Origin of the sequence: Mesorhizobium sp. Root552, assembly GCF_001427285.1 — a bacterium.
Lineage (GTDB): Bacteria > Pseudomonadota > Alphaproteobacteria > Rhizobiales > Rhizobiaceae > Mesorhizobium.
The window spans coordinates 1-26,947 of the sequence record NZ_LMFV01000022.1; the positions used below are offsets into that span (position 1 = coordinate 1).

20 protein-coding genes, 1 tRNA gene and 2 pseudogenes are annotated in these 26,947 nt (G+C 59.6%); 8 read left to right on the forward strand and 15 right to left on the reverse strand.

All coding sequences use genetic code 11. From position 1 onward, the window contains the following. The 6 genes and pseudogenes from ASD50_RS10710 to tsaA form a co-directional block, all read left to right on the forward strand. Window positions 1–515: pseudogene (locus ASD50_RS10710) on the forward strand (bifunctional methylenetetrahydrofolate dehydrogenase/methenyltetrahydrofolate cyclohydrolase); the annotation flags it as partial. A 25-nt stretch (window positions 516–540) separates the two neighbouring features. Further along, entirely contained in the window at window positions 541–1,191 is a 651-nt protein-coding gene (locus ASD50_RS10715) for a LuxR C-terminal-related transcriptional regulator (protein ID WP_056240403.1), read from the forward strand. A gap of 171 nt (window positions 1,192–1,362) precedes the next feature. After that, window positions 1,363–2,406, forward strand: coding sequence for an iron ABC transporter substrate-binding protein (locus ASD50_RS10720; protein ID WP_056240442.1), 1,044 nt, complete (start codon window positions 1,363–1,365; stop codon window positions 2,404–2,406). Beyond that, on the forward strand, window positions 2,403–3,458 hold the full coding sequence (locus tag ASD50_RS10725; protein ID WP_082549590.1) for a FecCD family ABC transporter permease: 1,056 nt from the start codon (window positions 2,403–2,405) through the stop codon (window positions 3,456–3,458). The genes ASD50_RS10720 and ASD50_RS10725 overlap by 4 nt, the downstream gene beginning before the upstream one ends. After that, complete coding sequence (locus ASD50_RS10730) at window positions 3,455–4,246, forward strand: ABC transporter ATP-binding protein (RefSeq protein WP_056240447.1); 792 nt, start codon at window positions 3,455–3,457, stop codon at window positions 4,244–4,246. Before ASD50_RS10725 ends, ASD50_RS10730 begins: the two co-directional genes overlap by 4 nt. 4 nt (window positions 4,247–4,250) lie before the next feature. After that, window positions 4,251–4,742, forward strand: coding sequence for a tRNA (N6-threonylcarbamoyladenosine(37)-N6)-methyltransferase TrmO (tsaA, locus tag ASD50_RS10735; protein ID WP_056240407.1), 492 nt, complete (start codon window positions 4,251–4,253; stop codon window positions 4,740–4,742). Window positions 4,743–4,828: 86 nt separating this feature from the next. Here tsaA and ASD50_RS10740 read toward each other — a convergent pair whose 3' ends face one another. The 6 genes from ASD50_RS10740 to ASD50_RS10765 all read right to left on the reverse strand — a co-directional run bounded on the left by ASD50_RS10740 (window position 4,829) and on the right by ASD50_RS10765 (window position 15,481). Continuing rightward, a complete protein-coding gene (locus tag ASD50_RS10740; protein ID WP_162252008.1) occupies window positions 4,829–6,787 on the reverse strand; it encodes a TonB-dependent receptor plug domain-containing protein in 1,959 nt (652 codons plus the stop codon). Between the two features lie 582 nt (window positions 6,788–7,369). Then, window positions 7,370–7,446, reverse strand: a tRNA-Pro gene (locus tag ASD50_RS10745). A 141-nt stretch (window positions 7,447–7,587) separates the two neighbouring features. Then, window positions 7,588–8,925, reverse strand: a complete 1,338-nt coding sequence (locus tag ASD50_RS10750) for an HlyD family type I secretion periplasmic adaptor subunit (protein ID WP_056240409.1) — start codon at window positions 8,923–8,925, stop codon at window positions 7,588–7,590. Next, window positions 8,922–11,348, reverse strand: coding sequence for a type I secretion system permease/ATPase (locus ASD50_RS10755; protein ID WP_244484487.1), 2,427 nt, complete (start codon window positions 11,346–11,348; stop codon window positions 8,922–8,924). The genes ASD50_RS10750 and ASD50_RS10755 overlap by 4 nt, the downstream gene beginning before the upstream one ends. 22 nt (window positions 11,349–11,370) lie before the next feature. After that, window positions 11,371–13,482: a type I secretion protein gene (locus ASD50_RS10760; RefSeq protein WP_156465026.1), complete on the reverse strand. Its 2,112-nt coding sequence runs from the start codon at window positions 13,480–13,482 to the stop codon at window positions 11,371–11,373. A 118-nt stretch (window positions 13,483–13,600) separates the two neighbouring features. Next, window positions 13,601–15,481, reverse strand: coding sequence for a hypothetical protein (locus ASD50_RS10765; RefSeq protein ID WP_056240417.1), 1,881 nt, complete (start codon window positions 15,479–15,481; stop codon window positions 13,601–13,603). Between the two features lie 644 nt (window positions 15,482–16,125). Here ASD50_RS10765 and ASD50_RS10770 point away from each other — a divergent pair. Continuing rightward, window positions 16,126–16,626 (forward strand): hypothetical protein, encoded by a 501-nt coding sequence (locus tag ASD50_RS10770; RefSeq protein WP_056240452.1) that lies wholly within the window; start codon window positions 16,126–16,128, stop codon window positions 16,624–16,626. 8 nt (window positions 16,627–16,634) lie between these two features. On the opposite strand, the gene ASD50_RS10775 is transcribed toward ASD50_RS10770, so the two are convergent. The 4 genes from ASD50_RS10775 to ASD50_RS10790 all read right to left on the reverse strand — a co-directional run bounded on the left by ASD50_RS10775 (window position 16,635) and on the right by ASD50_RS10790 (window position 21,209). Continuing rightward, window positions 16,635–17,888: an O-antigen ligase family protein gene (locus tag ASD50_RS10775; RefSeq protein WP_056240421.1), complete on the reverse strand. Its 1,254-nt coding sequence runs from the start codon at window positions 17,886–17,888 to the stop codon at window positions 16,635–16,637. After that, a complete protein-coding gene (locus ASD50_RS10780; RefSeq protein WP_056240425.1) occupies window positions 17,885–19,420 on the reverse strand; it encodes an undecaprenyl-phosphate glucose phosphotransferase in 1,536 nt (511 codons plus the stop codon). The genes ASD50_RS10775 and ASD50_RS10780 overlap by 4 nt, the downstream gene beginning before the upstream one ends. A gap of 90 nt (window positions 19,421–19,510) precedes the next feature. Beyond that, window positions 19,511–20,641 (reverse strand): glycosyltransferase family 4 protein, encoded by a 1,131-nt coding sequence (locus tag ASD50_RS10785; protein WP_056240455.1) that lies wholly within the window; start codon window positions 20,639–20,641, stop codon window positions 19,511–19,513. Window positions 20,642–20,645: 4 nt separating this feature from the next. Further along, window positions 20,646–21,209 carry a polysaccharide biosynthesis/export family protein gene (locus tag ASD50_RS10790; protein ID WP_056240427.1) on the reverse strand — a complete coding sequence of 188 codons (564 nt, stop codon included), beginning with the start codon at window positions 21,207–21,209 and terminating at the stop codon, window positions 20,646–20,648. Between the two features lie 242 nt (window positions 21,210–21,451). On the opposite strand from ASD50_RS10790, the gene ASD50_RS10795 reads away from it, so the two are divergent. Next, on the forward strand, window positions 21,452–23,590 hold the full coding sequence (locus ASD50_RS10795) for a GumC family protein (RefSeq protein WP_056240430.1): 2,139 nt from the start codon (window positions 21,452–21,454) through the stop codon (window positions 23,588–23,590). Window positions 23,591–23,595: 5 nt separating this feature from the next. Here the strand turns inward: ASD50_RS10795 and ASD50_RS10800 are convergent, their stop codons facing one another. From ASD50_RS10800 to ASD50_RS23685, 5 genes and pseudogenes are all read right to left on the reverse strand, one after another. Continuing rightward, the gene (locus ASD50_RS10800; RefSeq protein WP_244484488.1) at window positions 23,596–24,246 is read right to left on the reverse strand and encodes a DUF1345 domain-containing protein; all 651 of its coding nucleotides are present in this window, start codon (window positions 24,244–24,246) and stop codon (window positions 23,596–23,598) included. A gap of 39 nt (window positions 24,247–24,285) precedes the next feature. After that, window positions 24,286–24,756 carry a YaiI/YqxD family protein gene (locus ASD50_RS10805; protein WP_056240436.1) on the reverse strand — a complete coding sequence of 157 codons (471 nt, stop codon included), beginning with the start codon at window positions 24,754–24,756 and terminating at the stop codon, window positions 24,286–24,288. Window positions 24,757–24,806: 50 nt separating this feature from the next. Then, complete coding sequence (gene gfa, locus ASD50_RS10810) at window positions 24,807–25,376, reverse strand: S-(hydroxymethyl)glutathione synthase (RefSeq protein ID WP_056240439.1); 570 nt, start codon at window positions 25,374–25,376, stop codon at window positions 24,807–24,809. Window positions 25,377–25,584: 208 nt separating this feature from the next. Then, window positions 25,585–26,684 (reverse strand): annotated as a pseudogene (locus tag ASD50_RS10815) (S-(hydroxymethyl)glutathione dehydrogenase/class III alcohol dehydrogenase); the annotation flags it as partial. A 65-nt stretch (window positions 26,685–26,749) separates the two neighbouring features. Continuing rightward, window positions 26,750–26,947 (reverse strand): hypothetical protein (locus tag ASD50_RS23685; protein WP_210168929.1); only part of this gene is annotated, 198 nt, incomplete at its 5' end.

Sequence of the window (26,947 nt, forward strand, 5' to 3'; positions counted from 1 at the left end):
ACGGCTTCCACTTCATCAATGTCGGCAAGCTCGGCACCGGCGAACTGGACACCGCCTTCGTGCCGTGCACGCCGGCCGGCTCGATGCTTTTGATCGAACGCGCGCTTGGCCGGGACCTGTCGGGCCTGAGCGCCGTGGTCGTCGGCCGTTCCAACATCGTCGGCAAGCCGATGGCCAATCTGCTGCTCAACGCCAATGCCACGGTGACGATTGCCCACAGCCGCACCAAGGATCTGCCGGGCCTGTGCCGCAGCGCCGATATCCTGGTTGCCGCCGTTGGTCGTCCCGAGATGATCAAGGGCGACTGGGTCAAGCCCGGCGCCACTGTCATCGACGTCGGCATCAACCGCCTGCCGGCGGACGCCAACGGCAAGGCGCGCCTTGTCGGCGACGTTGCCTATGACGAGGCTGCGGCCAATGCCGGTTCGATCACCCCGGTGCCGGGCGGCGTCGGTCCGATGACCATCGCGCTTTTGATGGCAAACACCGTCATCTCCGCTTCCCGCGCCGCGGGACGACCTGAAACAAAGGGCGGAGCCGATGCGCGCAATCATTGGGGTTCGCAAAGCGGTCAGCACCAGGCTCTTGATTGTTGAGCGCAACCCCCTCGTGGTCGCCGCACTCAAGGACATGATCGAGCAGGACCACCGGTTCGAACTGACAAATGTGGCGGAGGGTGGCGAAGCACTTCTAGCGGTGCTGGGAACCGAACAGCCTGATTTCGACGTGGCAATCGTGGGTTGGCGACTCTCGGATATGAACGCCGGCGATGTGCTGGAAGAGGTTCAGCGCAGGAACCTCCAAGCCAGGATCGTCATTTTCTCCAACGACCACAACGTCGCCATCCTGCGCAAATGCGTTCAGCTGGGCGCCCAAGGCTTCTGCTATCAATTCGACAATCCGAGCGTGCTCTTCGACACGGTGCAGGCTGTCGCTAATGGGCGCATCTGCATTCCGTATATCGATGTCTCGAAGATCGGAGAAACGTCTCTTTCGCGACTGACGCCGCGCGAGCTAGAGCTGCTATCCATTCTAGCCGACGGCTGGACAAACCTGCAAATCGCGACCCGAACCGGCATCTCGGAAAATACCGTGAAGTACCATTTGAAGAATCTCTACGATAAAATCGGTGTTCACAACCGGGCGATGGCGGTTGCCCACTTCATCGGTGAAAGGCGTTCGAAGCGATAGACGCGTCCATACCTAAATTAATTGGCGGACTCCGCGGAAACCCAAAGCGCAAGACGTTTGCCAAAATAGCGCAGATTGAGGTTTGAAACCGGCTGGCATCAATATGCGGCTTGAACGATATATTTGATTGAATATAACCAGCCAACACCGTCGTTACCGTTGGGATCGGACATGAACATTTTCAGAGTTCTGCCAGTCGTTCTAGCACTGCTTCAATTCATTTTCTTTCCTGCGGCTGCGATGGCGGAGCGGCTCTTCGTCGATGCTGCTGGCCGATCGGTCAAGCTGCCTGACCATATCGAGCGCGTCCTTTCGGCAGGGCCGCCTGCGTCTGTGCTCATTTACGTATTGGCGCCGCAAAAGATGACCGGATGGGTGCGCACGCCTTCCGATCATGAAAAGCAATTTCTCGCCGAACCCTATCGCGACCTGCCTGAAACCGGCCGGCTGACGGGGAAGGGCAATACGGCGAACATCGAGATGGTGCTGGCCATGAAGCCAGACATCATCATCGATGTCGGCAGCGTCGATTCCACCTACGCCTCGCTCGCCGATCGTGTTCAGGAGCAGACCGGCATTCCATATGTTTTGATCGATGGAGCCTTTGCGCGCACGCCGCAGACGTTGCGTGAGGTCGCGGGATTGCTCGGCGTCAAGGCGAGGGGAGACGAGTTGGCAAGCTATGCCGAAAAGACGATGGCCTGGCAAAAGGAGTTGGTTGCCGGCATTCCCGAACAGCAGCGGCCGCGCGTTTATTACGGGCGGGGGCCTGACGGCTTGGAAACGGGTGCCGCCGGCTCGATCAACATGGAAATCCTCGGCGCGGTCGGTGCGACGAATGTTGCTGCGCTAGCGGGCTCCGGCGGGCTTTCCAACGTCTCGATAGAACAGGTGCTGTCGTGGAACCCCGACGTCATCATCACGCTCAAGCCGGATTTCCAGAAGTCGGTAATGCACGACCCGTTGTGGGCCGGTGTCAAGGCGGTAAAGGAAAAGCGGGTCTACCGGGCGCCGACGCTGCCGTTCGGCTGGTTCGATACGCCGCCGGGTGTGAACAGGCTGATGGCGGTAACGTGGTTGACGAGCGTACTCTATCCGGGCCTAGCCGAGATCGACTTGCGCCAGAGAACATCCGAGTTCTACCAACTGTTCTACGGTGTCGATCTTTCGGCTGGTCAGTTGGACGAACTGCTGGCAGATTCTTCGGCTAAATGAGTTTGCCGAAAATCGTTCCAGAAGCAGAAGACCGGCATCCCGATGCTTTTGGGAGGGTAGGGCGGTTCGTTCCGCCAGTTCTGCTTGTCCTGGTCATCCTGATAGCCATGACCGCGGGCAAATATCCCATTTCGTTGACCGATATCGCCCGGGTGCTATGGTCGCGTTTGATCGGCGAACCGAGCGGACTCGACCCGAACATCGATACCGTGATCTGGAATGTTCGTATGCCGCGCGTTGTCTGCGGGCTTCTTGTCGGCGCTGCGCTCGCCGTGGCGGGCGCCGTCTATCAGGGTCTTTTCCGCAACCCGCTGGTGTCGCCGGATATACTTGGCGTATCGGCTGGTGCGAGCCTTGGCGCGGTGGCAGGTATCTTCCTGTCGCTGCCGGTGCTGGCCGTACAGGCGCTGGCGTTCGGTGGCGGGCTGGGCACCGTCGCTTTGGTTTACTTCATCGGCGCCATGGTGCGTGGACGAGATCCGGTTCTGGTTCTGGTGCTGGCGGGCGTGGCCATAGGCGCTTTGCTGGGAGCCTGCATTTCGCTTCTTAAGGTGCTTGCCGACCCCTACAACCAACTTCCTGCGATAACCTTCTGGCTGCTGGGAAGCCTTGCCAGCATCAACACCAGTGACATGGTTTCGATCCTTCCCGCGATGGCTTTCGGGCTTGTGCCGATGGCCTTGCTGCGCTGGCGCATGAACCTGATGACGCTGGACGACGAAGAGGCGAGGGCGCTCGGCGTGGAGACCGGGAAGATGCGCCTGATCCTGGTGTCTGCCGCAACCTTGATGACGGCCGCCGCCGTTTCCGTCTCCGGCATAATCGGCTGGGTGGGTTTGATCATGCCCCATATCACGCGCAGTCTGGTTGGGCCTGATTTCGGCAAGCTCCTACCCGCCTCGCTCATGCTTGGCGGCGGCTATCTGGTTGCGGTGGATACCCTCGCGCGCATGGTTGCCGAGATCGAAGTTCCCTTGGGCATCCTGACCGCAGCAATTGGTGCGCCGTTTTTTCTATGGCTGCTGGCTAGTGGCCGCAAGGGTTGGCAGTGATGCTTGCGGCAAGGGACCTAGCCTTCGGCTATCGCGGACGTCCAGTCGGCCACGGTGTAACCCTGACGGTCAATCCAGTTAAGGTCCTGTGCCTTCTGGGTCCCAATGGCTGCGGCAAAACCACGTTGTTTCGCACGCTGCTCGGGTTGCTGGTGCCGCTTGGCGGCCAGCTCGAGTTTCGTGGAAAGCCGGTGCAGAGTTTCGGCAGGTCAGAATTCGCACGTCACGTGGCTTATGTTCCGCAGGCAAACTCGGCCTATTTCCCGTTCCAGGTTTCTGAAATGGTGACGATGGCGCGCGCCAGCCGCATTGGGGCTTTTGCCACGCCTTCTTCCAAGGACCGCGAGATGGCATGGTCAGCTCTGGACAGGCTCAACCTCAGTCATCTTGCTGATCGGACGTTTACAACACTGAGCGGAGGTGAGCGGCAGATGGTGCTCATCGCGCGTGCGCTCGCCCAGGAAACCGAGCTGATCGTTATGGACGAGCCGACAGCAAGCCTCGATTTCGGCAACCAGACACGCGTGCTCGACTGCATCAATGAGTTGCGCCGTTCCGGCCTTGCCATCGTCTTGTCTACGCATGACCCCGGCCATGCTTTCGCCTGTGCGGATGAAGTGGCTCTGATGAAAGATGGGCAGATTATCGGATTTGGGCCACCGGCCACGGCTGTCACGGCGGCGACGCTGAAGCAGCTCTACGGTGTTGACGTTGCGGTTGAATTCATGCCCGCAGCCGATCGGTCGATATGTGCGCCGATTCTTGGGAAGGTGCAAAGGCAGGGCTAGGCATATGGTACGCGAAAACGAAATAAGGCACGGCGAGAAGGCCATTGAAGCACCGCCTGCGCAGGATGCCGGGCTGGTGTTCATCGGTCAAATATGCACCCAGTGGAACTCGCGCATGGAGACGCCACGACAGGGGCGGCGTGACGGGCCAATCTGCCGTATCGAGCTTTTCGAACCCTGGGTCGAGGGCCTGGAGAACATTGACGAATTCGAGGAACTGGAGGTGCTTTACTGGCTGCATATGTCGCGACGGGATCTGGTGTTGCAGAGTCCGGCTAGCGATGGCGAGACGCGGGGTGTTTTTTCCCTGCGTTCGCCAGTGCGTCCCAATCCGATCGGCACCTCCATTGTCGGGCTTGTTGGTCGGGAAGGCAGCACCCTTCTGGTGCGCGGCATGGATTGCCTTGATGGTACTCCGTTGCTCGACCTCAAGCCGGAGCGGACACGTTTTACGCCCATCGCACCGCCGCAGCCTGGCGATTTCGAAGTAGGCTAGCCGACAAGCTCGATAACCTATCTGGAAAAGATTGGCCCGCCGGCAATGGTGTTTGCCGGCGGGCCCGCTGTCCTGGGAGGCAGCGTTTAGAACGTGACGCGCGTCTTTAGGAAGAAGGTGCGGCCCGGCTCCGGGAAGCCTTGGTTCAGTTCGTAGTTCTTGTCGAAAATGTTGCGGACGCCGAAGTTGACCGCCATGTTCTCGGAAAAGTCGTACTGCATGTTGATGTTTGCCAGGGCGAAACCGGCTGTCTTCACATAGCCGCCGCCTGTCGCATCAGACCAACGCCAGCTCGCCAGCTCCACATCCGGCGATACCGTGAAATTCTCGTACGGCATCCAGTCGGCGTAGATGCGCGCGGTATGTTCAGGCGTATCGACCGGCCTGAGACCGGGCCTGACCGGATCGACCAGATTGCGCTTGAGCAGCGTGTAGTTGGCCCCGATGGTGAGTTCGGGCAGAATGTCCCACTCGCCGGTCAGTTCGAGACCATAATAGCGCCCGTCGCCGATGTTCTGGTTTTGTGTGAGATCCCCGCCGCCTGGTGCTGCGCCGATCCGGATCGACTGGATGACGTCGGTGAGATCGCTGTAGAAAAGTGCCGCACCGATGCGCGCTGTTTCGGAAAGCTCCGCGGTTACTCCGAGTTGATAGTGGATTGCCCGTTCCGGCTTGAGGTTGGGATTGGGCTCCGCGGTTCCAAAGCGGGTGCTGTAGAGTTCAAACAGATTGGGAAAACGCGTCCGTGACGAGATGCTGGCATTGAATTCGAGCGCATCGGATGGACGGTAGATCGCCGCGAGTTGCCAGTTGGCGGCGCTGCTGCCGCCCACTGGATACTCCTGGATCGCTCCGCTTGAGTAACGTTGGGCCTTCAAGATGTCGTTCCAGTCGTAGCTGACGCCGCCAACGAAATCGAGCGTATCGGTCACGTGGAACGTGTTCTCCAGTGCCGCCGACCAGGTGTCCTCGGATCTTTCCAATCGCGGCTCAAGGAATGCCAGCGTCGGGTCGTCAGGACGGGCGTGCTGTTGCGGATGATGGGTATCACGACGGTAATGCAACGCTGCCTTCAGCGTATTACGATCTATCAATTCCGTGCCGCCCTCGACTGAAAAGCCGTAGGAGTTGTCGTCGTAGTAGCTGTCGAAAGCATAGCCTGCGGTCTGGGTCGTGAACGTGTTGTTGTCGAATGACGACAACAGGTTTTCGAAGGTGTTGTAGTACGCCTTGGTCCGCACGTAGGACGCTTCGCCAATCTGCGTGTGCGAATAGAGCGACAGGCTGGATACGTTCCAGTAGGGCCATGTCCAGTGCCGCGTATCGGGCGTAATGACATGGTAAGGCGCTTTGCGGCTGCCTTCCTGATGAGTGTAGCTGATGACGTATTCATCGGTATCGTTCGGTGTGTAGCCAGCCTTGAAGTTGAGACGCCAGTCGTCGACCTCGCTTAGGTCGCGGCGTCCTCCGTCCTCCACTGCCGTGGGCACGAAAGAGCGTGACAGGAAGAAGCCGTCGGAATCACGGATTGCTCCGCTCGCCTGCACGTAGAAGTCTTCCTGTCGCGAGCCGACGGATGCGAATGCCGTGGCGGCCGCCAGGTCGCCAGTGTTGCCAAGGTCGATGCCGCTCTGGAACTCGGCCTCCAGTTCCCGGGTTGGCTTGCGGGTCACGAGATTGACCATGCCGCCCATGGCGCCCGGTCCGTTGAGGGCCGACACGTAGCCTTTCTGGACCTGGATTTCCGACAGGTCGGGCGTCAGGAAGCGCCCAAAGTCGAGCCGGTTGTCAGCTGGCAGATAGACGCGGATGCCGTCGATCGAGAGCGGAACCTGGAAACGGTCGAAACCGCGCACGTAGAGAAGGCGTTCGTTCCGGCGGCCTCCGGTGGTCGAAACTTCGACGCCGGGAACAGTACGCAGCGCATCGTCGAGCGTGTTGCGGTTGGCCGAATAGACTTCCTGCGGGGTCACCACGCTTTGCGAAATTTTCTGACCGCTGGTGCCACCATCGGCGCTCTCCGCCGGCACAAGAATCCGGCCCAACTGGAAGACCTCGCTCTTCGCCTTTTTAAACTCGGCCTTCTTTTCCTGTTCCGTTGTCTGAGCCTGCTCCGTTTCGTCGGGCGCCGTCTGGGCAATGACCTGGCTTGTTGCCGTTAGCGTTGTGAGAACCGCTAACGCTGTACCTCTTTGAATATATCGCAACTCATATCCCCCTGAAAAAACCATACTGTTCAAATCTATCGGTGAAAATTTGCTACCGATTAGCAATCTCTCTATATTCATATGAATATATCGATGCCAAGAGGATTTCTTCAGGAGATAACAAATCCCTGCCGTCGCGAGTTGTTGTTCGACTTCGGCTGGCCATTTTCAATGGCAGCGCTCGCCAACTCCGTTTCGCCCACGCTGCGGATGGCACATTGGATGCGAGCGATAGCTGCCGCTGCAAATGCGGACCACCAGATCGTGCTTTGGGGTTGGGGAGGAGCTCGGACTAGCGGGCTGTCGGGGTCGATGGGTTTGCTAAAAGCCTTGACAGACAGGAGCGGGAGGACCGAACCGTTCGGTCCCGCTGTCCTTCAAGAAGACGGCTCCCGGTTACCAATGACATCATTGGTATGTTGGTCGGAGTGGCGGGATTCGAACCCACGACCCCTTGACCCCCAGTCAAGTGCGCTACCGGGCTGCGCTACACTCCGAACCGCGTGAAGCCATATAGTTTCGCAGTTCGGGCTGCAAGGCCAAAAACCTGCGTCGAGAGCAGAAGCGGACTATTTGCGATTTTCCGTGGAGGAAGGCCCGCGGAAAATCCCACTGTCAGACAGTCAATGGCGCAAGCGTCATCTCTCGGTAAAGGCCCGGGCCATGCTTTCCCGGATCGGCTTGGTCAAATAGTCGAGGAACGTCCGCTCCGCCGTCTCGATCATGATCTCAGCCGGCATTCCAGGCGTCGCCGTAAACCCTGGGATTCGGGCCAATTCGGTCGGCGAAAGCTTGATGCGGGCAAGATAGACTTCGCTGTTCGGCATGGTGGTGTCAGCCAGTGCGTCGGCCGAAACGTAGTACACGTCCCCGTTGAGTACAGGCGTGGTGCGCCGGTTCAGTGCCACCAGACGGATGGTCGCCTTCTGGCCAGGCTTCACGGCGTCGATGTCCTTGCGTTGGATCTGCGTCTCGATGATCAACGGCACGTCCGAGGGCAGGATTTCGAGAATCTTCTTGCCGCTTTCGATGACGCCGCCCGAGGTGTGATAGTACATGCGCACGACGGTGCCGGTGACCGGAGCGTTGATCGTCGAGCGCTGCAACAGGTTTTGTGCCTGCCTTGCTTCTTCACGAATGGCGTCGAGATCGCCCTGCGCGACCTGCAGTTCGTCCAGTGACTTCTGGTTCAACTCGGTCACTGTCTGGGCGATCTGCTGATCGAATTTCTGCACTTGGGCCTGGGTTTCCGATACCTCGGACTCCAGACGCCCGATCTGGCCGTCAGCATCGGCCATGGCGCGCTGTATCGCGTTCACTTCCGTCTTGCGGATCAAGCCTTCCGACAACAACTGCATCTTGCCAGCGTACTCGTCCTTCAGGAAAGCTCGCTGCTCGATCATCGATTGCTTTTGGCGTTCAAAGCCTTCCATGCGGAATTTCAAAGATTCGATGTTCTGTTTCAGAAGGCCTATCTCGCTGTCCATCCGGTTCTTGGCCGTTTGGAAATTGGCCAGTTGTCCGTCGATGATGGACCGGATGTCGCTGTCGCCTTTGTTGTCGGCGATGATCTGCGGGAAGGTCACGCTGGCACTGCCAGCCACCTGGGCCTGAAGACGGGCGACGTTGGCTTCGAGGCGAGCCTGACGCAGGAACAACTGCCGCTCCTTGACCTGAGCCACAATGCCGTCCAGCCGGATCAGTGGTTGACCGGCGTTGACGTGGTCGCCTTCACTGACCAGAAGCTCCTGGATGATGCCGCCTTCCAGATGCTGTACCACCTTGTTTTCACCGGTGGCGACAAAGCTTCCCGCGCTGATAACCGCCGCGGCCAGCGGCGCGGTTGCGGCCCAAGTTCCAAAACCGCCGAAAGCCAGCGCCACCAGCAAAAGCCCGAACATGGCGTGCTTGCGGATAGAGCGTGGCACATCGCCATACCATTCGATGTCATGGACATTGGCGATACTCGTACTCATTGGGCGGCCTGTTGAACAAATTGCACAGGCTTCTGGACTGCCTGGGCTTGCTGGTTGGGCAGATTGTTGCGGGCAGTGGCGGCGTTGTACGGGGCCAGAGCCTTCAGCACATCCTGGCGCACGCCAAACATCGAAACCGCTCCGTTCGATAGAAGCAGGATCTTGTCGACGCCGTTCAGCAGCGATGGACGCTGGGTGATGGTGATGACGGTGATCTTCTCCTTCTTGGCGTGGTCCAAGGCGCGCAGCAATGCCGCATCGCCTGCACCGTCGAGGTTGGAGTTCGGTTCGTCTAGCACCACCAGATGCGGATTGCCGAAGAATGCACGCGCTAGCGCAATGCGCTGTTTTTGTCCGCCCGACAGGGGCGAGCCGTCCGCGGCCACGATCGTTTCGTAGCCTTGGGCAAAGCTCGAGATCAGTTCATGCACATCCGCCAGCATCGCGGCCTTGTAGATGTCCTCGTCGCTGGCATCGTCGCGCATGCGCCCGATATTGGCCTTGATGGTGCCGGGGAACAGCTGGACGTCCTGTGGCAGGTAACCGATGTTTTCGCCGAACTGGCGCTGGTCCCAGTTTCTGAGGTCCATCAGGTCCAGACGCACGCTGCCCGATGTAGGCAGGATCGATCCTACCAGCATCTTGCCGAGCGTGGTCTTGCCCGCTCCGGAATCGCCAATGATCGCCAGCGATTCACCGGGAGCGAGTGAGAACGTCACGCCGTTCAGCACCACGCGCTTGGTGCCTTGCGGAACGAACAGCAAGCGCTCGACGTCGAGACGGCCCTGCGGCTTCGGCAGTTTCAGCCGCTCGAAGTTTAGCGGAGAGGCCTTCAGCAGAGCCGAGATGCGCTGGTAGGCTGAGCGCGTATTGAGGAATTGATGCCACCCCTCGATAGCACCTTCCACAGGCGCCAGCGCGCGGCCTGCAATGATCGAGGCAGCAATGACCATGCCGCCCGTCAAATGCCCTTCGATCGACAGATATGCGCCCCAGCCAAGCATGGCGACCTGGGTCAGCAAGCGTACGGCCTTGGAAATGGAAGCCGAGATAACGTTGCGATCCTGCGCCAGCACCTGCGCTTTCAGCGAGCCGGCTGTATCCTGGCCCCAGATTTTCACCGCTTCCGGAATCATCGCCAGGGCGTTGATGATCTGCGAATTGCGTGACATCGAATCGAGATGCAGGTTGGCCTTGCTCTGGAAATTTCCGGCCTCGTGGAATGGTTGGGCCGTCATCTTCTGGTTGAAGTAGGCGATGACCAGCAACAACAGCGCCGATACCACGACAATGTAGCCGAGATGTGGGTGCACGAGGAAAACGGCCAGCATGAACAGCGGTGCCAGCGGCGCATCAAGGAACGACAAAAGCGTGCCTGATACGAGGAACGAGCGCAGTTGCTGCAAGTCACCCAACGTCTGGTATTCCTTGCCGTTGCTGTGCAGCGACGCTCGTGCGGCTGCGCCAAGGATCGGCGCGCCGAGCTGTGCCGCCACTTCGACTGCAGTGCGCATCAAGATGAAGCGGCGCACGGCATCCAGAACGGCGTTCAAGACTACTGCGCCGGCGATTATGATCGTCAGCATGACCAGCGTATCAATGGAACGACTGGTCAGCACGCGGTCCGAAATCTGGAACAGGTAGACCGGAATTGCCAGGACGAGGATGTTGGTGGCAATCGTGAAGCCCATCACCACCAGAAGATTGCGCCGCACGGCCAGCACGCCGGCCTTGAGGTTGTCGGCCAGATTGACCGGGCCAAGGCGGCGGTGGAAGACGTCTCCGGCATTCCCGGCGTCGTTGCTTGCTTTGGGCAGTTTGTTGGCCGGTCGTGCCTGCGAGCCGTTGTTCGAGAGAACCGGCCCTGTGTCAGCGTCTATCGATTTTAGCTGTCCTGCCGAAACCGGGTGTTCGAGGCTCGACCGCTGGGGTCTTTCCAGCTCGGGCTCGTTTGACCGCTCATCGGAAACGGTCCGCGCCGGTGCGTGAGTTTCCTGAGGGGTGATCGAAACTTCTGCCAAAACCGGGTCGGGAGCAGGCGCGCGGGTTACCGGTTCAGCTTCCGCCGTTTCCGATTGAGGAACTGGCGCTGCCTGCGAAACTGGAGTTTCGGTAATATCTGCTTCCGTCTCATCATCCCGACCGGAAGTGGCCGATAGGGCTGCGCCCGGTTGATCTTCCTCTTCGATCAAGTCGTCAGAATCGTCCAATTCGGCCGGGTCTGACACGGTCGTTGACCTGGTCCGCAACTCGGCGGCCATCCTGTCGACTTCCGCCATCAACTCGTCAAAGGGCGTGTTGAAGCCCTTGAACTGAGCCGTGCTTGAGGAAGGTGCGGCGTAAGCTTCGTCGGACTGGTCGGAATCGACCGTTGCCGCACGGTTCACCGTCGCATTGCCAATATTACCAATATGTTGGTTCATGGTGCTCCAGCGGGAAAAGTGGTCAAGTCACGACCGATTGCATGATGTCGGTGTGTGCGGGATGGACACCGGGGTCGCTCTTGAAACCGCTATCGGTATCGTGGTTCTGGTCAGGCGTGAGCATGTCGTCGCTGAGGAATGCAACGGCCTCGTTCACCAGCTGGTCGGTTGGCTTTACATCGATCCCATTGTCGACCTTGATGATATCCGTCTGGACGAGAAGTTCATCAGAGTATTGGCCGCCGCCATAGTAGACCGTTCCGCCGGGGCCGACGTCGATGATGTGGGCCTGGTTGACCAGCACATTCGAACCGGTGGTGATGGACCAGTTGGCGTCTGCGGTAGAATTGACGCCGTGCATCGCAGCCGCGACCTGATCGGCGTCACCGAGAATATTGGTCTGCTGGATGTACTGCAGATCGTAGATGCTGCCCGAAATGTACAGCACATGGAGGCCCGCAAAACCCGCAAAAGCAGCGTCATTCAGCACGTCTGCGGAGAGAATCTTGTTACCGGCCGCGAAATCGTTCAGCGCGCCGTGGAAGCCGTTCGGCATTTCCGAGTTGTGGGGCGTGCCGATATTGGTGATCTTGGCTTCGTTCCACAACAGGTTGTCGCTGGTGGAAGCCGAACCCGGGCCGGAGGTATGGAAACCGCCCACGCCGCCGACGATGTCGTCGTCGAGCATGATGTTTTTCTGGTTGATGATGTTGGCGCTGTAGTAGTTTCCGCCAACCAGAATGAGATCGTAATACTTGCCGAGATCGAAGATCGACATGCTGTTGATGGTCTGGTTCGCGCCGGTTCCGATCATCGACGTAACGCCGGCCGACGACGACGAGATCACCATGTCGTGGTCGATCACGAAATTGAGTTGCTGGAGCCAGTTCATAGAGACGAAGTCGCCGGTTATTTCGGTAACCGCCCAGGCTTTGGGGAAAGTGGAAACGCCCCCGCCGGCGGGCTCCTGCGTCCCGGCGTTGATCGGTGTGTGCTCCATCGAAGCGATGTTGAAGGCAGTGGTGTTGCTTGGCGGGCAGTTCCAGCCCGACATGCTGGCGCCCACTGAATCGGAATCGCTCCAGGCGTTTATCTGGACGATGAGGTTCAGCGAAAAATGATCTCCCGCGACCGCAAATACGTGCCCTTCGAGAGTATCGTTGACGAGCGTGGCAGAGTTGATCAGAGCATTGAGGCCGGTGCTGATTTCCACGGATGCGGTTACAGCGATGCTGCCTTGGCCATGCACGATCTGGCCAGTGGCCGTCGAGCCGGTTTCCCATGTGTCGTTACCGGGTGCGGGTGCTGTCTCCTCCGGATCGTCCTTGACCAGCGGTGAAGCCGCGGGCAGGTGATCGTCGAACTTGGGTGCCTCGTCAACGACCGCGCCGTTTACATAGATTGCGCCTTCCGTAGGCGTTACGGTCGCCACATGCGTTTCGGTTGAAGTACCGTCGCCATTGTCGGTAGCCGTACTGGAAGTCTGTATTCCGTCGGCGTCCTGCCCACTTTCCAGGCCTGCCAGGAAATCGTGGATTGAATCTGCCGAAGCGGTGATGAACTGTCCGATGCCTTCGGACGATCCGGGCATGACCCCGCCCTGAACCGGCATGGCTTGGTTTGCGCTGTCCACCAGTTCCTGAAGTGCGGTCTGCGGGCTGCCGATCTGATCGAAAATCGCCTTGCTGCCGCCGACATTGACGAAGTCTTCGTCCGACAGGTTGTTTGCCTGCGAAACGATGCTGACCACCGATCCAGGTGGCTGGGGATCGAGTATCTTGAACGAAGACGTGGCGTGATGAAAAAGCGTTGGAGGCACGTAGCCTGGATAGATGATCGGCTGTGCCTGAACGTCTATCGGAATTTCCGGCGCAGCGTAGAGCGGTTCGCTGTAAGCGACAAACGGCTCGACGGAGTTCGGAGCGGGAACGTAGTGTATCCCTGGCTGGGGATTATCCAGATCATAGGGCGAGTCGAATTTTATCTGGAGAGGCTGATCCGAATGGTCCGCCGCTTCCTGTGCGCGGCGTGCGACGAATTCCATATAGTCGTCGCGCATTCGTGCCTGTTCAGACGCAATCTGGAAAAGCCCAACGAAATGGGCAATCGCCTCAGTGATTCTGTCCAGTGGCACGGTCTCGTTCCTCGATGTTGCTTAGCTTCCCGGTGAACGAAGGTGGGCTTTGACGGAAATGGCTACGCGGGATTCCCCGCGTAGCCGCTATAAATCCTCCGCTAGCGCGGATCTGGCATCAGGCGTCGCCGCTGTGGTCCACGTCGTAGTTGCCGCCAACTACGGTCTGGCTCAGCAGGTTTTCCATCAGGTTGGCGCCCATGACGATGTTCTGGTTGAACGCCGTGACGTCGATCGAAGCATCCGCGTGGGCTTCCGACAGACCATTGACGTAAGTATCGCCGTGGTTGTTCGAACCCCAGGTGCCGCCGTCTCCGCCAGCGCCGCCATCGCCAAAGTTGACCGTGCCGGCCGCGCCGCCAGCGCCACCAGTGCCGCCGGTAGCGTCGCCGCCGGTGCCAGCGCCAGCAACTGGAACAACGATCGTGTCGCCGCCCCATGCCATGCCGCCGTTGCCGCCGTCACCGCCGAGGCCAGCGCCGATTCCGAAGCCCGCGCCGTTGCCGCCGCCGAGGCCTACTGCGCCGGAGTCGCCGCCGTCACCGCTGGTGCCGCCGTCAGCGCTGTTGTTGGAGTCGCCGCCGAGGCCCTTGCCGAGGCCAGCCGCCAGCGCTTCGCCGACATCGCCAGAGGTAGCGCCGGAGTCGCCGCCATTCGCTTTGCCGAGGCCGAGACCGAGGCCATCGCCCGAGTCGCCACCGCTGGAATTGCCAGCCTGACCACCGTTCGCTGCGCCTGAGCCGGTTCCGTCACCCGCTGTGTTGCTGCCAGCTCCGCCCGTAGCTGCGCCACTGTTGTCACCGCCGACGCCAACGCCGACGCCGATGAGACCGAGGCCGAGGCCGGCTGCATCGCCGCCATCAGTGCCGGCATCGCCGCCTACGCCGCCCAGCGCACCGGATCCGCCGAGGCCGATGCCTGCCGCATCGCCACCGCCGCTGTCGCCGCCGTTGCCGGCAGGACCGCTTGCACCAGCGCCTGCGCCACTGGCAGCGGCTGCACCGCCGTCACCGGAGCCTGCGTCGCCAGACGTACCACCCAGGGCGCCAGCGAGGCCGAGGCCGAGGCCTGCGCCACCATCACCTTGTGCGTTGCCGCCGTTGGCCGATCCGCTCTGGCCGCCTTCGGAACCTGCGAGGCCGAGGCCAACGCCGAGGCCGAGGCCGGTGCCCGTACCAGTGCCTGCGCCGCCTTCAGCGCCGTTACCACCGGTCGTGTCGCCACCCTGGCCAGCGCCAATCGCGCTACCGCCGATGCCGAAGCCAGCGAGGTTTGCGCCGAGGCCGCCTGCGCCACCGTCAGCCGAACCATGGCCGCCGCCGCCGCCACCGCCGCCGCCGGCGGTGATGCCGTCATCAGACTTCGCAATACCGCCCTGGGCATTTCCGCTTTGGGTGAAAGTGCCGGTGTTGCTGACTGAAGCCTGACCGAGGTCGTCATTGTCATCGAGGTTGTTGGTCTGAGCGACGACGAGCGCCGCATCATTGCCTTCACCCTTGAGAGAGCCGTTCAGGAAGTCGTTGAAGGAAGCGCCGTCGCCAGGATTGTAGAAAATCTGGCCGTCATGGTTGACCAGCATCTGGTCGACCTTCGCGCCGCCGCTCATGTCGATGTCAGCGAAATCGTCATCCGAAGGCTGGATGCCTTCGAGGCTCACACCAACGTTCACGCCAACAGTGGTCGTGGACGTGTTGCTATTGCTATTCGAGTTCGAGTTCGAATTTGAGCTGGTGTTTGAATTGGTATTGTCGCTGAAGTTCAGGTTACCGTTCAGGTTGCCGTTGCCGTTCCCATTCAGGTTACCGTTGCCGTTGCCGTTACCATTCCAGTTTTCGGACGACTGGTATTGGCCCTGACCCTGGCCCTGGCCTTGGCCTTGGCCCTGAGCCTGCAGTTCGGCCTGAGCCTGAGCCTGCAGTTGATCCTGGTCTTGGTCCTGGTGCTGGCTGGGATCGAAGAAATTGAGATAGTTGGAGTTGGAGTTACTCGGCTTTACCATAGAAGTTACCCCTGGTTTTGCCGTGCCAACTCGACCCTATTCATCTCTTACAAGGACTTGGCTGCACGGCAGGTTTATGGTTCCGGGATTGGCCTTGCTGCGACTGCCTGTCGTCCGCACGGACGTACAGATGCCACAACCAGAAATCCCCACTTCTCATGTCAGGCATCGATGCGATGAGCACAGCTCCGCCCTGCAACTCAGCAACTGCCTGAATCACCTGCAAAAATGCGCTGCAATGTCGAATGCACTGAATCCCGCTGATCTGGGATGTTTGCAGTCTGTGACCGAGTGTTCGAGACGCATAGTCTGAAAATCGATCTAGATCGTTTGACGGTTGGTCGCGCCGGTTGCGGCGGAATTTTCCCGATTCAGGCCGAATATTGATTGCGATACAACGGCATCGTCGGCTTCCCTTGCGTCAGCTGCCCAGGCGAGCTCCGAGTGTCAACTGATCCTGGTTAGTGGGTGCCTACCTCTTTTTTAGGATGGCCTTGGCGGTGGGCAAGACCGCTATAGTGTCTCTCGGATCGTGGCCAGGCGGATGGAGACGTGGTTAACGTCCGATTCGCGAATGTTTTCGTAACCTGAGCATGTGTGCGAAAGGAATTGCATCGATGTCGGGCCAAAAGGGAGAGGTGGCGATGCCGCAAAGACGCGCTTCAGGCGGCCTCGACCAGATATTGCTCCTCGTCGGACGGTTGAACTACGCCTGGACGAATACGGAAAGCCTGCTGATCTACCTCATCGCCGGCTTGGCCAAGGTCAACAAGGAAACGGCGATTGTCATTTTCCTGACCCTCAACACGACCCGGGCGCGGATGGATCTGGTCGAACGTCTGGCAAAGCTACCGCAGACCCCCGAAAATTGTCGCGACGACATCCTGCTGCTTCTCGACCGTCTTAGCCAGCAGTCCAAGCTCAGGAACAAATACAGCCATTGCATCTATTCGTTCGACGAGAAGGGCGACATCTCGCACACTCAGCAGATGCGCATTTTCGACGGCAAGACGTCGATCAAATACGGCAAGGTTGAAGCGGTCGATGCGCCCGAAGTCACCCGGATCACCCAGTGCATCAATGATATCACGGACATCAACAAGGGAATCTGGGATGTCGTGAAGCGCAACAGGTTCCCGACCTAGTTTTCGCGCTATCGCGCGGTAGGTGTCGAATCCTGCTGCCGCAACCGCAGCTGATATCGATGTTCAAGCGCAATCCCGCCCCAGATCAGCCCGAGCAGCAGGTAGAAGTGCCGCCAGTGGTCGGTATCGATAAAGGTGCCCAGCCCGATATGGCCGATGTAGACGACGTAGGCGCATAGCACATAGGGCTGCCAGGGACGGTTGCGCAGTAGCAGGCGGAAGCCCGCGGCCAGGGTCCAGACCGTCAACGCCAGATAAGAAACGAAGCCCAGCCAGCCATAGTCCATCAAGGCTTTCAGCCAGATGTCGTGGGTGTCTTCGCCGTAAATCGTGCCGAATACCAGCGGTCCGATGCCAAGCGGGCGTTCCAGCGCGAGCTGGAAGCCGATGGCGTATCGGGCGAAACGGCCGAGCCGGGCGGAGTCATAGTCCTGCGCCAGCTTGGCGCGATTGGACAGCATGTCCGAGACGCCCGGTATCTGGATGATAACAATCATGGCGACGATCAACAGGGCTATCGCAGCCAATGTCATTACCACGATCCGCAGCCGAAATCGGCCGCTCAGGCTTTGCAGGAATAGAGCGCCGGTAAGCAGGACGGCGGCCACTGCGAACAAGCCCCATGCGCCTCGTGAAAAAGAAAAGAAAATGCCGCCGACGATGACCAGCAAGGGCATGGCCACCAATGGCATCCGCGATACAGGCCCGGTCAGGAGCAGGTAAAGCAGGTAGATGCCGGGCAGGGCCAGGAACGGACCGAACACATTCGGGTCTTGAAAGGCGCCTGCAGCGCGGTCGTATCTGGTGAATGTATCCGCGCCGGGAAAGGCGTGGAAATAACCGGCAATGCCCAGCAGCGAGGTTACCAGCGCTGACACCACATAAGCAAAGAATATCAGCCGGTATGTGTCGGGCTTCGCTTCGAGAACGGCAGCGTAGAAAATTGCGGTGAAGGCGAGAAACAGGGAAACAGCCAGATAAAGTGGCGTTTCCATCAGGTCCGTCATCTGCGTCATTGCAATCAACCCGCCGACATTGAACACGATCAGCAGGCAGACCAGAGGTGCAGTAAAGCGCGATATCCTGAGGCCGAACAGTGCCCATACCGCAATAAGCCCGACCATATAAATGTCATAAGGCGCGGGCTCGCGAATGACGAAGCCGGATAGGAATATGCCGAAGAATATCGCGCCAGACGCCACGAGGGCGATCAACTTGGCGTTGATCGCCTCAGCCGGCAGATCGTGCGTCAGCGTGCTCAATAGGCGTTTTCCGTATCGAGCAGCCGGATGGGCGTCAGCAACAGGATTTTCAGGTCGAACGGCAGCGACCAGTTCTCGATATAGAAGAGATCGTATTCGGTGCGCATGCGGATTTTCTCGTTGGTATCCATCTCGCCGCGCCAGCCATTGATCTGCGCCCAGCCGGTTACGCCGGGCTTGACCTTGTGACGGGCGAAGTAACCATCGACCACCTCATTATAGAGCAGGTTGTGGGATTGGGCGGCGACCGCATGCGGGCGAGGGCCGACGAGCGACAGCGAGCCGAACAACGCGTTGAAGAATTGTGGCAACTCGTCGATCGACGCCTTACGAATGAAGCGGCCGACCCGCGTCACGCGAGGGTCGTTCTTGGTGACAGTTTTCTTGGCTGTCGGGTCCGACTTGTCGGTGTACATCGAACGGAACTTGTAGACCTCGATGACTTCATTGTTGAAGCCGTGGCGCTTCTGCTTGAACAGGACAGGTCCCTTGGAGTCGAGTTTGATGGCCAGCGCGGTCGCCAGCATGATCGGGGAAAAGACAAGGATGCCGATCAGGCTGAAAACGATATCGAATGTACGCTTCGCAACCGAATCCCAATCGTTGATCGGCTTGTCGAACACATCCAGCATCGGCACCGCACCGATATAGGAATAAGAGCGCGGCCGGAATTGCAGCGCGCTCGAATGCGCGGACAGGCGAATATCGACCGGCAGCACCCATAATTTCTTCAAAAGCTGCAGCACGCGCCGCTCCGCGGTGATCGGCAGCGACACGATGAGCATGTCGATGCTTGCGATGCGGGCAAATTCAATCAACTCGGAAACAGTTCCAAGCTTGGGGTACCCGGCAATGATGGCTGGTGAGCGCTTGTTGTCGCGATCATCGAAAATCCCGCAGATGCGGATGTCGTTGTAGGGCTGTTTCTCGACCGAGCGGATCAATTGTTCGGTCGCCTCGCCGCCGCCCACAATAACCGCGCGCCGTTCCATACGTCCGTCTCTGGCCCAGCGGCGCAACAGCTTGGAAAATATCAACCGCATGCCGAAGAGCCATATGAAGCCAACGACGAACCAGATTCCAAAAAGCAGGCGTGAATAGTCTTCCGTTATCTTCAGGATGAATCCGGTGAGAGCCATCAGCGCGAATGTCCCGGCCCAAAGAGTGAGCATGCGGGGAAAGCTGGCAACCGGGCGCAGCAGCGCCGATATCTGATAGCAATCACTCAGCGCCAGCAAGATCACTGCAAGCAGCGAACCGATGGCCAAAACCAGCGGATATTGCCAGGCCAGATGAGTGAAAGCGCCGAGATAGAGGCAGTAGACGGCGAGACCTGACAGGAACAGAACGGCAAATTCGATAATGCGCCACACGCCACTGACCATCACCGGAGACATGGTGTCCCGGTGATATTGTGCGGCAACGTGCCGTGCGACTTCGTTCAGCCCCCCGGGCTTGTCATTGCTGTCGGGGCTTTCGAATTTGCGCACCGCTTCGGAGGAGAAGCGGTGGGTGGGGTCATTTCCACTCATCTGATGGCCTGTCAATTCTGCAGGCTGAATATCAGGCGAGACCTAAGAAACCCTTTTAGGTTGGCTGCGGTTTGAAATTTGTCGGCGTAGTCAGCGGGCAAGTGCCGCGAAATAGGCCTTCTCGATGTCACCCGCCATGACATCGGCGCCAAAACGCGCCTTGAGGTCGGCGCCAGCGGGCATGCTGCGATGATAGACGGCCAGATCGGCCAATGCGACAACCATCTTCTTGCCAAGTTCGACAGGATCCGGCTCCACGAGGGCAGGGGAATCCGGTCCGAAAATTTCCGGAATGCCGCCAACCGCCGTGGCGATCATCGCTTTTCCTGCGGCAAGCGTTTCCAGCACGATATAGGGCATTGCCTCGGCCCTTGAAGGAACGACGACAAGATGGCCCAATGCAAAGGCTTTTCGGGCCGGCATCGGGTCCAGGAACTGGATGCGGTCTCCCAGTCCTAGACGTTTCACCTGCTCGCGGTAGTTGGGGAGTCCGTCGCCTGCACCGACCATCACGGCGCGCAACTCGCGCCCAAGCTTCTTTTCGGCTCGCGCGATCGCGTCGATGAAAATATCGGGGCCCTTCAGATCACGCATCATGCCGATGTAAAGCAGGTCGGCTGCATCCGGATTCGCAAGGACCGGCTCAAATTCCGATGCGCGCAGGCCGTTATAGACGAGGCCGTTGAGCCCCCTCGGCTCGCCGACTTTCTTGCGATAGGCGCGCCGCTCGTAGTTGGAAACGAACAGCAGGTGATCGGTGAAACGCCCCATAAGGCGTTCTATGGCGAAGAAGGTTTTGCCTGTCGCCGTTCGTTCGTCGTAGTGCAGGCTCCCGCCATGGGGAGAATAAAGGCGGGCCACGCGAGACCTTGAAACCCGCAACAGTGAGCCGAACAGGCGCACATAAGCGCCACCCTTGGCGCCGTGGCCGTGGAGAACATCCGGCTGCAATTCCTTGATAATCTTGTAGGTTCGCCAGGCGGATGCAATGTCGCCCAGGCCAACGTGGCGCTGCATCGGCGTCCTGTGGATGCCGAGAGCGAGCTTGCCGCCCATGTCGTTGAACAGTTGCTCCTCGAATTCGCCGCCTGTCGTGGAATCGCACACGATGCCGACGGCGTGACCGGCGGCGAGCTGTGCATCGGCGAGGTCACGAACATGCCGGAATATTCCGCCAACGGGTGAGCGAAAGCAGTGCACGATCCGCAGCTTGGTCGCCACGTTTTCAGAATAGCCGTTCGCGGACATACACGGTGTCGCCCGGCATCAGCGGATCGGAAGTACGAACGCGCCCGGTCATGACCTTGCCGTTGATGTCGCGCGTGATGTCGGCGCTTTCCTGATTGGCGCGGGCCGAGAAGCCGCCTGCAATGGCAATCGACTTTTGCACTGTCAGGCCCGGAACGTAGGAATATTGTCCGGCAGCACCCACTTCGCCCATGACGAAGATCGGGCGGTAGCGATCCATTTCGATCGAAACGTCGGGGTCGCGCAGGTAACCCTGCCGCAGTTTCGCGGCGATTTCCGCCTCCAGTTGCTGCGCAGTGTGGCCGCGGGCGGGAACCGCGCCAACCAGAGGAAATGAGATGTAGCCGGATTGGTCGACGCTGTAGGTGTTGGTCAGGCCCTCCTGTTCAAACACCGTGACCCTGATGCGGTCACCGGCGCCCAAGCGGTAGGGCTGGTCGAGCACTTCATGAAAAGCGGCAGGCGTCGGTCTGTAACTTGAACAGCCAGCCAAAGCCGAGGCGGCAACGAGAGCGCTGAACAAGACTGCAAGGCTTTTCATGGCCGGATGCGTACCTTCGATTCATCGCCGCAGGGGCGGGCCTTAAGGATTGGCCTCGTTATCCTCCTGTTAGGGTTAATGGCAGGTAAAGGATTGTCTGTCGAAGGCACTGTTTTGTGCCTGGAAATCTGCTGCGCACCGCGATTGGCCGGCAATTCTTAATCAAGCCTTACTCGGATTTTAACCGGTGGGTTACCATATTTGTTTACGTTGCAACCCGACCCGTTTCCGGAGCAGGGCGCATGTCAGGTACTCAGTCGGCAGCTGCCGATATCGATGTCGATCTAAGGCAGCTTTTCGCCAGCCTTGCGAGAAACTGGCTGCGCATTCTCGGGGTGACGCTGGTTCTGACTGCTATCGCTTTGGCTTTTGCCCTGACTGCGACGCCGAAGTACAAATCCGAGACGCGCCTGTTGATCGAAACGCAGGAGTCCGTGTTCACGCGGCCGGATATGGGGGCAGGCGATCGGCCGATCCTCGATGAGGAAGGCGTAACCAGCCAGGTCGAGGTGATTTCCGCGACCGACATTTTGGGAAAGGTCGCCACCGATCTCAAGCTCGCTCAGCTTGCGGAGTTCGATGACGCCGCCGGCATGTCGTTCCTGGGCCGTTTCCTGACCATCGTCGGCTTGAAAAACGATCCCGGTGAAATCCCTGCCGAAGAGCGCGTGCTGAAAGCCATGCGTGAGAAGCTCAACGTCTATCGCGTTGAAAAATCTCGCGTTATCGTCATCGAGTTTTCGTCGCAGGATCCGAAGCTGGCGGCCGAGATCCCCAATGCCATCGCAGACACCTACATTGCCGTGCAGGGTGGCGCCAAGCTCGAATCGAATTCCGCCGCGACCGGCTGGCTGGCGCCTGAGATCGAAGACCTGTCCAAGCGTGTGCGCGATGCGGAAGCCAAGGTTGCCGACTACCGCGCCCAATCGGACCTGCTCCTTGGGCAAAATAACTCGACCCTGGCAACCCAGCAGCTTTCCGAGCTTTCCAGCGAACTGACGCGTCTGCGCGCCGGCCGGGCAGCATCCGAGGCGACAGCTGAAAGCGTGCGCAAGGCGCTCCGTGGTGGCGGTTCCCTGGATGCCATCCCGGAAGTTCTATCCTCAAACCTGATCCAGCGGCTGCGCGATCGCCAGGTGCAGTTGAAGTCGGATATTGCCGACCTGTCGACGACCCTGCTTGAAGGCCACCCCCGCATCCGTGCGCTGCGCTCGCAATTGTCGGACCTCGATCGCCAGATTCGCGTCGAGGCGGAGAAGGTGCTGGCGGCCATGATCACCGAGGCGCAGACAGCGCAGGCGAGGGAGGCTCAACTTGTCGCCGACGTTAACAAGCTGAAAGCGCAGGCGGCGCGTGCCGGCGAACAGGAAGTGCAGCTCAATGCACTTGAGCGTGAGGCCAACGCGCAGCGCCAGTTGCTCGAATCGTACATGACGCGCTACCGCGAGGCGTCATCCCGTCAGGATCGCAACTACCTTCCGTTCGATGCCCGCGTCTTTTCGCGCGCCACCGTGCCGTCCGAACCCTATTTCCCCAAGATCGTGCCGATTGTGGGCGCAGCCTTTGTCGGCTCGCTCCTCTTGATGGCGGTCATTACACTCTTGAGCGAACTGTTCTCCGGCAGGGCGATGCGTCCGGCTGCTGGTGTGCGCCTCGATCCCGTCGAAGTGGTTGAAATGCCGCCAGTGCGCGACGCCGCAGACGATATCGCGGAAGCGCGGCTGGCGGCACCTGCACGCGAAGCTACGCAGGTTGAGGAGGAAAAGATGTCTCATCGTCCCAATCTGGGCGAGATCGACATCGAAAAGGCAGCCGAAAAGCTCATCGCAGGTGGCGCTGGCCGCGCCATTTTCATTTCTCCCCAAGGCGACGACGCGGCAGCGAGTTCCATTCTTGTCGCCCGCGAGGTTTCGGACGCCGGCTTGCGCGTCATTCTCCTTGATCTGACGGCATCGGGCGCTGCATCTCGCGCCATGCTCGAGAGCGTCCTGTTTCCCGGCATTACCAATCTGCTCTCATCACAGGCACAGTTCAGCGACGTGATCCATCCTGACCAGTTCTCGGATTGCCATGTTATCCCGGTTGGAACTGCCGATCCGGTTCGGGCCATGCGGGCTGCCGACCGCTTGCCTATCATCATGCAGTCCCTGACCACGGCCTACGACCTGGTCGTGGTCGAATGTGGGGCGACCGATGCGCAAGGCATTCGCCGCTTGGCCGGCGAAGACACGGAAGTTTTCGTCAGTGTGCTGGAAGCGGCGGACAGCGTGGTGCAGGCCACCGTCAAGCTGATCGAAAACGGCTATCCCGACGTGATTTTGGTGACGCCGGCCGGCCATGATACGCCCGGTACGCCGCTACCCGGCAAGTCTGCGGCTTAAGCTATTCAGCTTCCCAAGCTGACTGCGAGGTTCACCGCGGCTGCGACGATCACCGTGTTGAAGAAGAACGATACGATCGAATGCACCAGCACGATGCGGCGCATCTGCGTGGTGGTGATGCCGGTGTCTGCCGTCTGTGCCGTCATGCCGATGACGACCGCAAAATAGAGGAAATCCCAGCCTTCGGGACGCTTGGCGCCCGGAAAATCCAATCCGCCGATTGGAGGTTTTTCTGTTGAGTCTTCCCGTTTGGCGTTCTTTTCGTCGTCCTTCCAATAGATGTGCGCATAGTGCAGCGCTGCCATGGCATGAATCGTGAACCAGCCAAGCGGCAGGGAAAGCAGGGCAAATACCAGTTCCAGAGGATGAGGACTGCCTTTGGAGTTTATGATCTGGAACAGCGAGCCGACCGCCACGGCGACGACGATCAAGGTCACGGCGAAGATGACCACGACCGGCTGGTCCGTCGCATCGGCATTTTTGCGCAGATAAGCCGGCGTCAACCGGGGCATCTGCATCAAAACCAGCAGGCTGTAGGCAGCGAAGAACACGTTGGCGCCGATCGAATAGGCAATCGGCACGGCGACGAAGAATGCAGCTGCAAGGGCAACCACGCCCAACAGAGCCGCCGCGATGAACTGCGTGTGCCTGTGCATCGGGTTTCCGGTTGCGGCCATATCGCGTTGAGGCCCGTGTTACGTTTCTTGTGCCGTCTTCACGGCGCGTCGCAGGATGCGGTCTAGTTCGCCCAGAAACCGTGATCGGTCTTGTGGCATGAACGCTGAATTGTAACCCTTGCTCTCGCCGGTTTCCCGCAGGTGCTGCTTGAGGTCGCGCATGGCCACGGCCATTCCGATCGTTTCGGGAGTAAAGGGGCGGCCCGTTGGGCCCAATACATGCGCGCCAAGCCCGACCGCACGTGCGGCGAGCGGAATGTCCGCGGTGATCACGACGTCATTCGGTTTGGCGTTTTCCACGATCCAGTCGTCTGCAGCGTCGGCCTTTTCCTTTGGCACGACGATATTGCGGATCATCGGATCACGGGAAGGGCGCATGCCGCCATTCGATACGAAGGTAACCATGATGCCGAGGCGCTCAGCTACCTTGACGATTTCCGCCTTGACCGGGCAGGCGTCGGCATCGACGAGGATGGTGGGTGGCGTCATCGTTACTCGGTGAAAATGGCCGGGTGCCTGGCACCCGGCCATGCTTCGGCTCAAGCCGGCAGTGCGCCTGACTTTTTGGCGGTCCATGTGGCGATATAGTCCATGAGGCCGGGCGACAGGCAGTCGTAGGGCTCAAGGCCGATCTTCTTCAACTGATTGCGGATGCCTTTCATCTTGGCCGGCTGAACGCCCGCCTCGATGATCGACGATACGAAGGCCGCGAACCCTGGCGGTTCCCAGCCGGCTTCCTCGAACCGTTCGGGATGGATGAAGGACAGGCCCTTGAACGGATGGTCGCGCTCGACCGGCCCGTACATGTGAACGCCGCAGGCCCGGCAGGCATGGCGCTGGATCAGCGCCTTCTTGTCCACGACCTTGAGCTTGCTCTTGGAAGCGGTGACCTTGACGTTTTCGCTGGGCACCACGGCGACCACCGAGAACAACGCGCCAGCCGGCTTCCAGCACTTGGTGCAGCCGCAGGCGTGGTTGTGCGCAACCTGGCCGGTGATCTCCACCTTCACCGGGTTGCTGACGCAATCGCAAACCAGCGTCCCGCCTTTGAAGCGGGCGCTCTTCTTCGGTAACCCCTTGTTGATACTGGGGTGCAGTTTCTCGGGCATGCTTCCTCCTCCCTTTATTCGACCCCGAACGGTGCGCCGGGGTCCGAAATCGTCAAAGCGGGTGGGGCTGGCCTCTCAGGATCAGTACACGACGACGGATCTTATTGATTCGCCGGCATGCATGAGGTCGAAACCCTTGTTGATGTCCTCGAGCTTGAGGGTATGGGTGATCATCGGGTCGATCTGGATCTTGCCGTCCATATACCANTCGCCGGCATGCATGAGGTCGAAACCCTTGTTGATGTCCTCGAGCTTGAGGGTATGGGTGATCATCGGGTCGATCTGGATCTTGCCGTCCATATACCAGTCGACGATCTTGGGAACATCGGTGCGGCCGCGCGCGCCGCCAAAGGCGGTGCCCATCCACGAGCGCCCGGTGACGAGCTGGAACGGACGCGTCGAAATCTCCTGTCCGGCTCCCGCAACCCCGATCACCACCGACTTGCCCCAGCCGCGGTGCGAGGCCTCGAGCGCCTGGCGCATCACCTTGGTGTTGCCGGTGCAGTCGAAGGTGTAGTCGGCCCCGCCGATCTGGTCGGCGCCGCGCTTGGTCATGTTGACCAGGTAAGGCACGATGTCGCCATCGATCTCCTTGGGGTTGACGAAGTGGGTCATGCCGAACTTCTCGCCCCAGGCCTTCTTGTCGTTGTTGAGATCGACGCCGATGATCATGTCGGCGCCGGCCAGCCTCAGGCCCTGGATGACGTTCAGGCCAATGCCGCCAAGCCCGAACACCACRGCSGTCGCGCCTTGCTCGACCTTGGCCGTGTTGATGACAGCACCTATGCCGGTGGTCACGCCGCAGCCGATGTAGCAGATCTTGTCGAAGGGGGCGTCGGGATTGACCTTGGCCACCGCGATCTCGGGCAGCACGGTGAAATTGGAGAAGGTCGAGCAGCCCATGTAGTGGAACACCTTCTCCTTGCCGAGCGAAAAGCGGCTCGAGCCRTCCGGCATCAGGCCCTGGCCCTGGGTGGCGCGGATGGCGATGCACAAATTGGTCTTGCGCGACAGACAGGACGGGCACTGGCGGCATTCGGGCGTATAGAGCGGAATGACGTGATCGCCCTTCTTGACGCTGGTGACGCCCTTGCCGACATCGACGACGATGCCCGCGCCCTCATGGCCGAGGATGGCCGGGAAGATGCCTTCGGGGTCAGCACCCGACAGCGTGAACTCGTCTGTGTGGCAGATGCCGGTCGCCTTCACCTCGACCAGGACCTCGCCCTCGCGAGGCCCTTCAAGGTTAACTTCCATCACTTCAAGGGGCTTTCCAGCAGCAACGGCGACTGCGGCGCGGGTTTTCATCTATCACATTCTCCCAAAGAGCTTACCCAACATATCCCGGTTAAAAATGGACACTGGTTTGGATTTCATAATTCTGTCAAGTCATCCATAGAGATAGACCACTGACGCCTGGCATCTTTTTTGCTAGAAGCGTTCCGACCAGTCATCGGAAAGCTCCCGGCGTGCTGTCCGGCGTCAGCGCTGATGGGACCAAAGCGGTTTAACCGAGAACGGAGGATTTCTGGTTCATTGTAGCCTTTCAAAGGAGCGAAGATGAGACAGAG

What these genes read in the sequence shown, in the direction of transcription:
- ASD50_RS10750 (WP_056240409.1), bottom strand. Translation starts at nt 8,925, where the DNA reads ATGAGTACGAGTATCGCCAATGTCCATGACATCGAATGGTATGGCGAT.
- ASD50_RS10790 (WP_056240427.1), bottom strand. Translation starts at nt 21,209, where the DNA reads ATGAAAAGCCTTGCAGTCTTGTTCAGCGCTCTCGTTGCCGCCTCGGCT.
- ASD50_RS10780 (WP_056240425.1), bottom strand. Translation starts at nt 19,420, where the DNA reads ATGAGTGGAAATGACCCCACCCACCGCTTCTCCTCCGAAGCGGTGCGC.
- gfa (WP_056240439.1), bottom strand. Translation starts at nt 25,376, where the DNA reads ATGCCCGAGAAACTGCACCCCAGTATCAACAAGGGGTTACCGAAGAAG.
- tsaA (WP_056240407.1), top strand. Translation starts at nt 4,251, where the DNA reads ATGGTACGCGAAAACGAAATAAGGCACGGCGAGAAGGCCATTGAAGCA.
- ASD50_RS10800 (WP_244484488.1), bottom strand. Translation starts at nt 24,246, where the DNA reads ATGCACAGGCACACGCAGTTCATCGCGGCGGCTCTGTTGGGCGTGGTT.
- ASD50_RS10720 (WP_056240442.1), top strand. Translation starts at nt 1,363, where the DNA reads ATGAACATTTTCAGAGTTCTGCCAGTCGTTCTAGCACTGCTTCAATTC.
- ASD50_RS10795 (WP_056240430.1), top strand. Translation starts at nt 21,452, where the DNA reads ATGTCAGGTACTCAGTCGGCAGCTGCCGATATCGATGTCGATCTAAGG.
- ASD50_RS10715 (WP_056240403.1), top strand. Translation starts at nt 541, where the DNA reads ATGCGCGCAATCATTGGGGTTCGCAAAGCGGTCAGCACCAGGCTCTTG.
- ASD50_RS10725 (WP_082549590.1), top strand. Translation starts at nt 2,403, where the DNA reads ATGAGTTTGCCGAAAATCGTTCCAGAAGCAGAAGACCGGCATCCCGAT.
- ASD50_RS10805 (WP_056240436.1), bottom strand. Translation starts at nt 24,756, where the DNA reads ATGACGCCACCCACCATCCTCGTCGATGCCGACGCCTGCCCGGTCAAG.
- ASD50_RS10770 (WP_056240452.1), top strand. Translation starts at nt 16,126, where the DNA reads ATGCCGCAAAGACGCGCTTCAGGCGGCCTCGACCAGATATTGCTCCTC.
- ASD50_RS10755 (WP_244484487.1), bottom strand. Translation starts at nt 11,348, where the DNA reads ATGAACCAACATATTGGTAATATTGGCAATGCGACGGTGAACCGTGCG.
- ASD50_RS10765 (WP_056240417.1), bottom strand. Translation starts at nt 15,481, where the DNA reads ATGGTAAAGCCGAGTAACTCCAACTCCAACTATCTCAATTTCTTCGAT.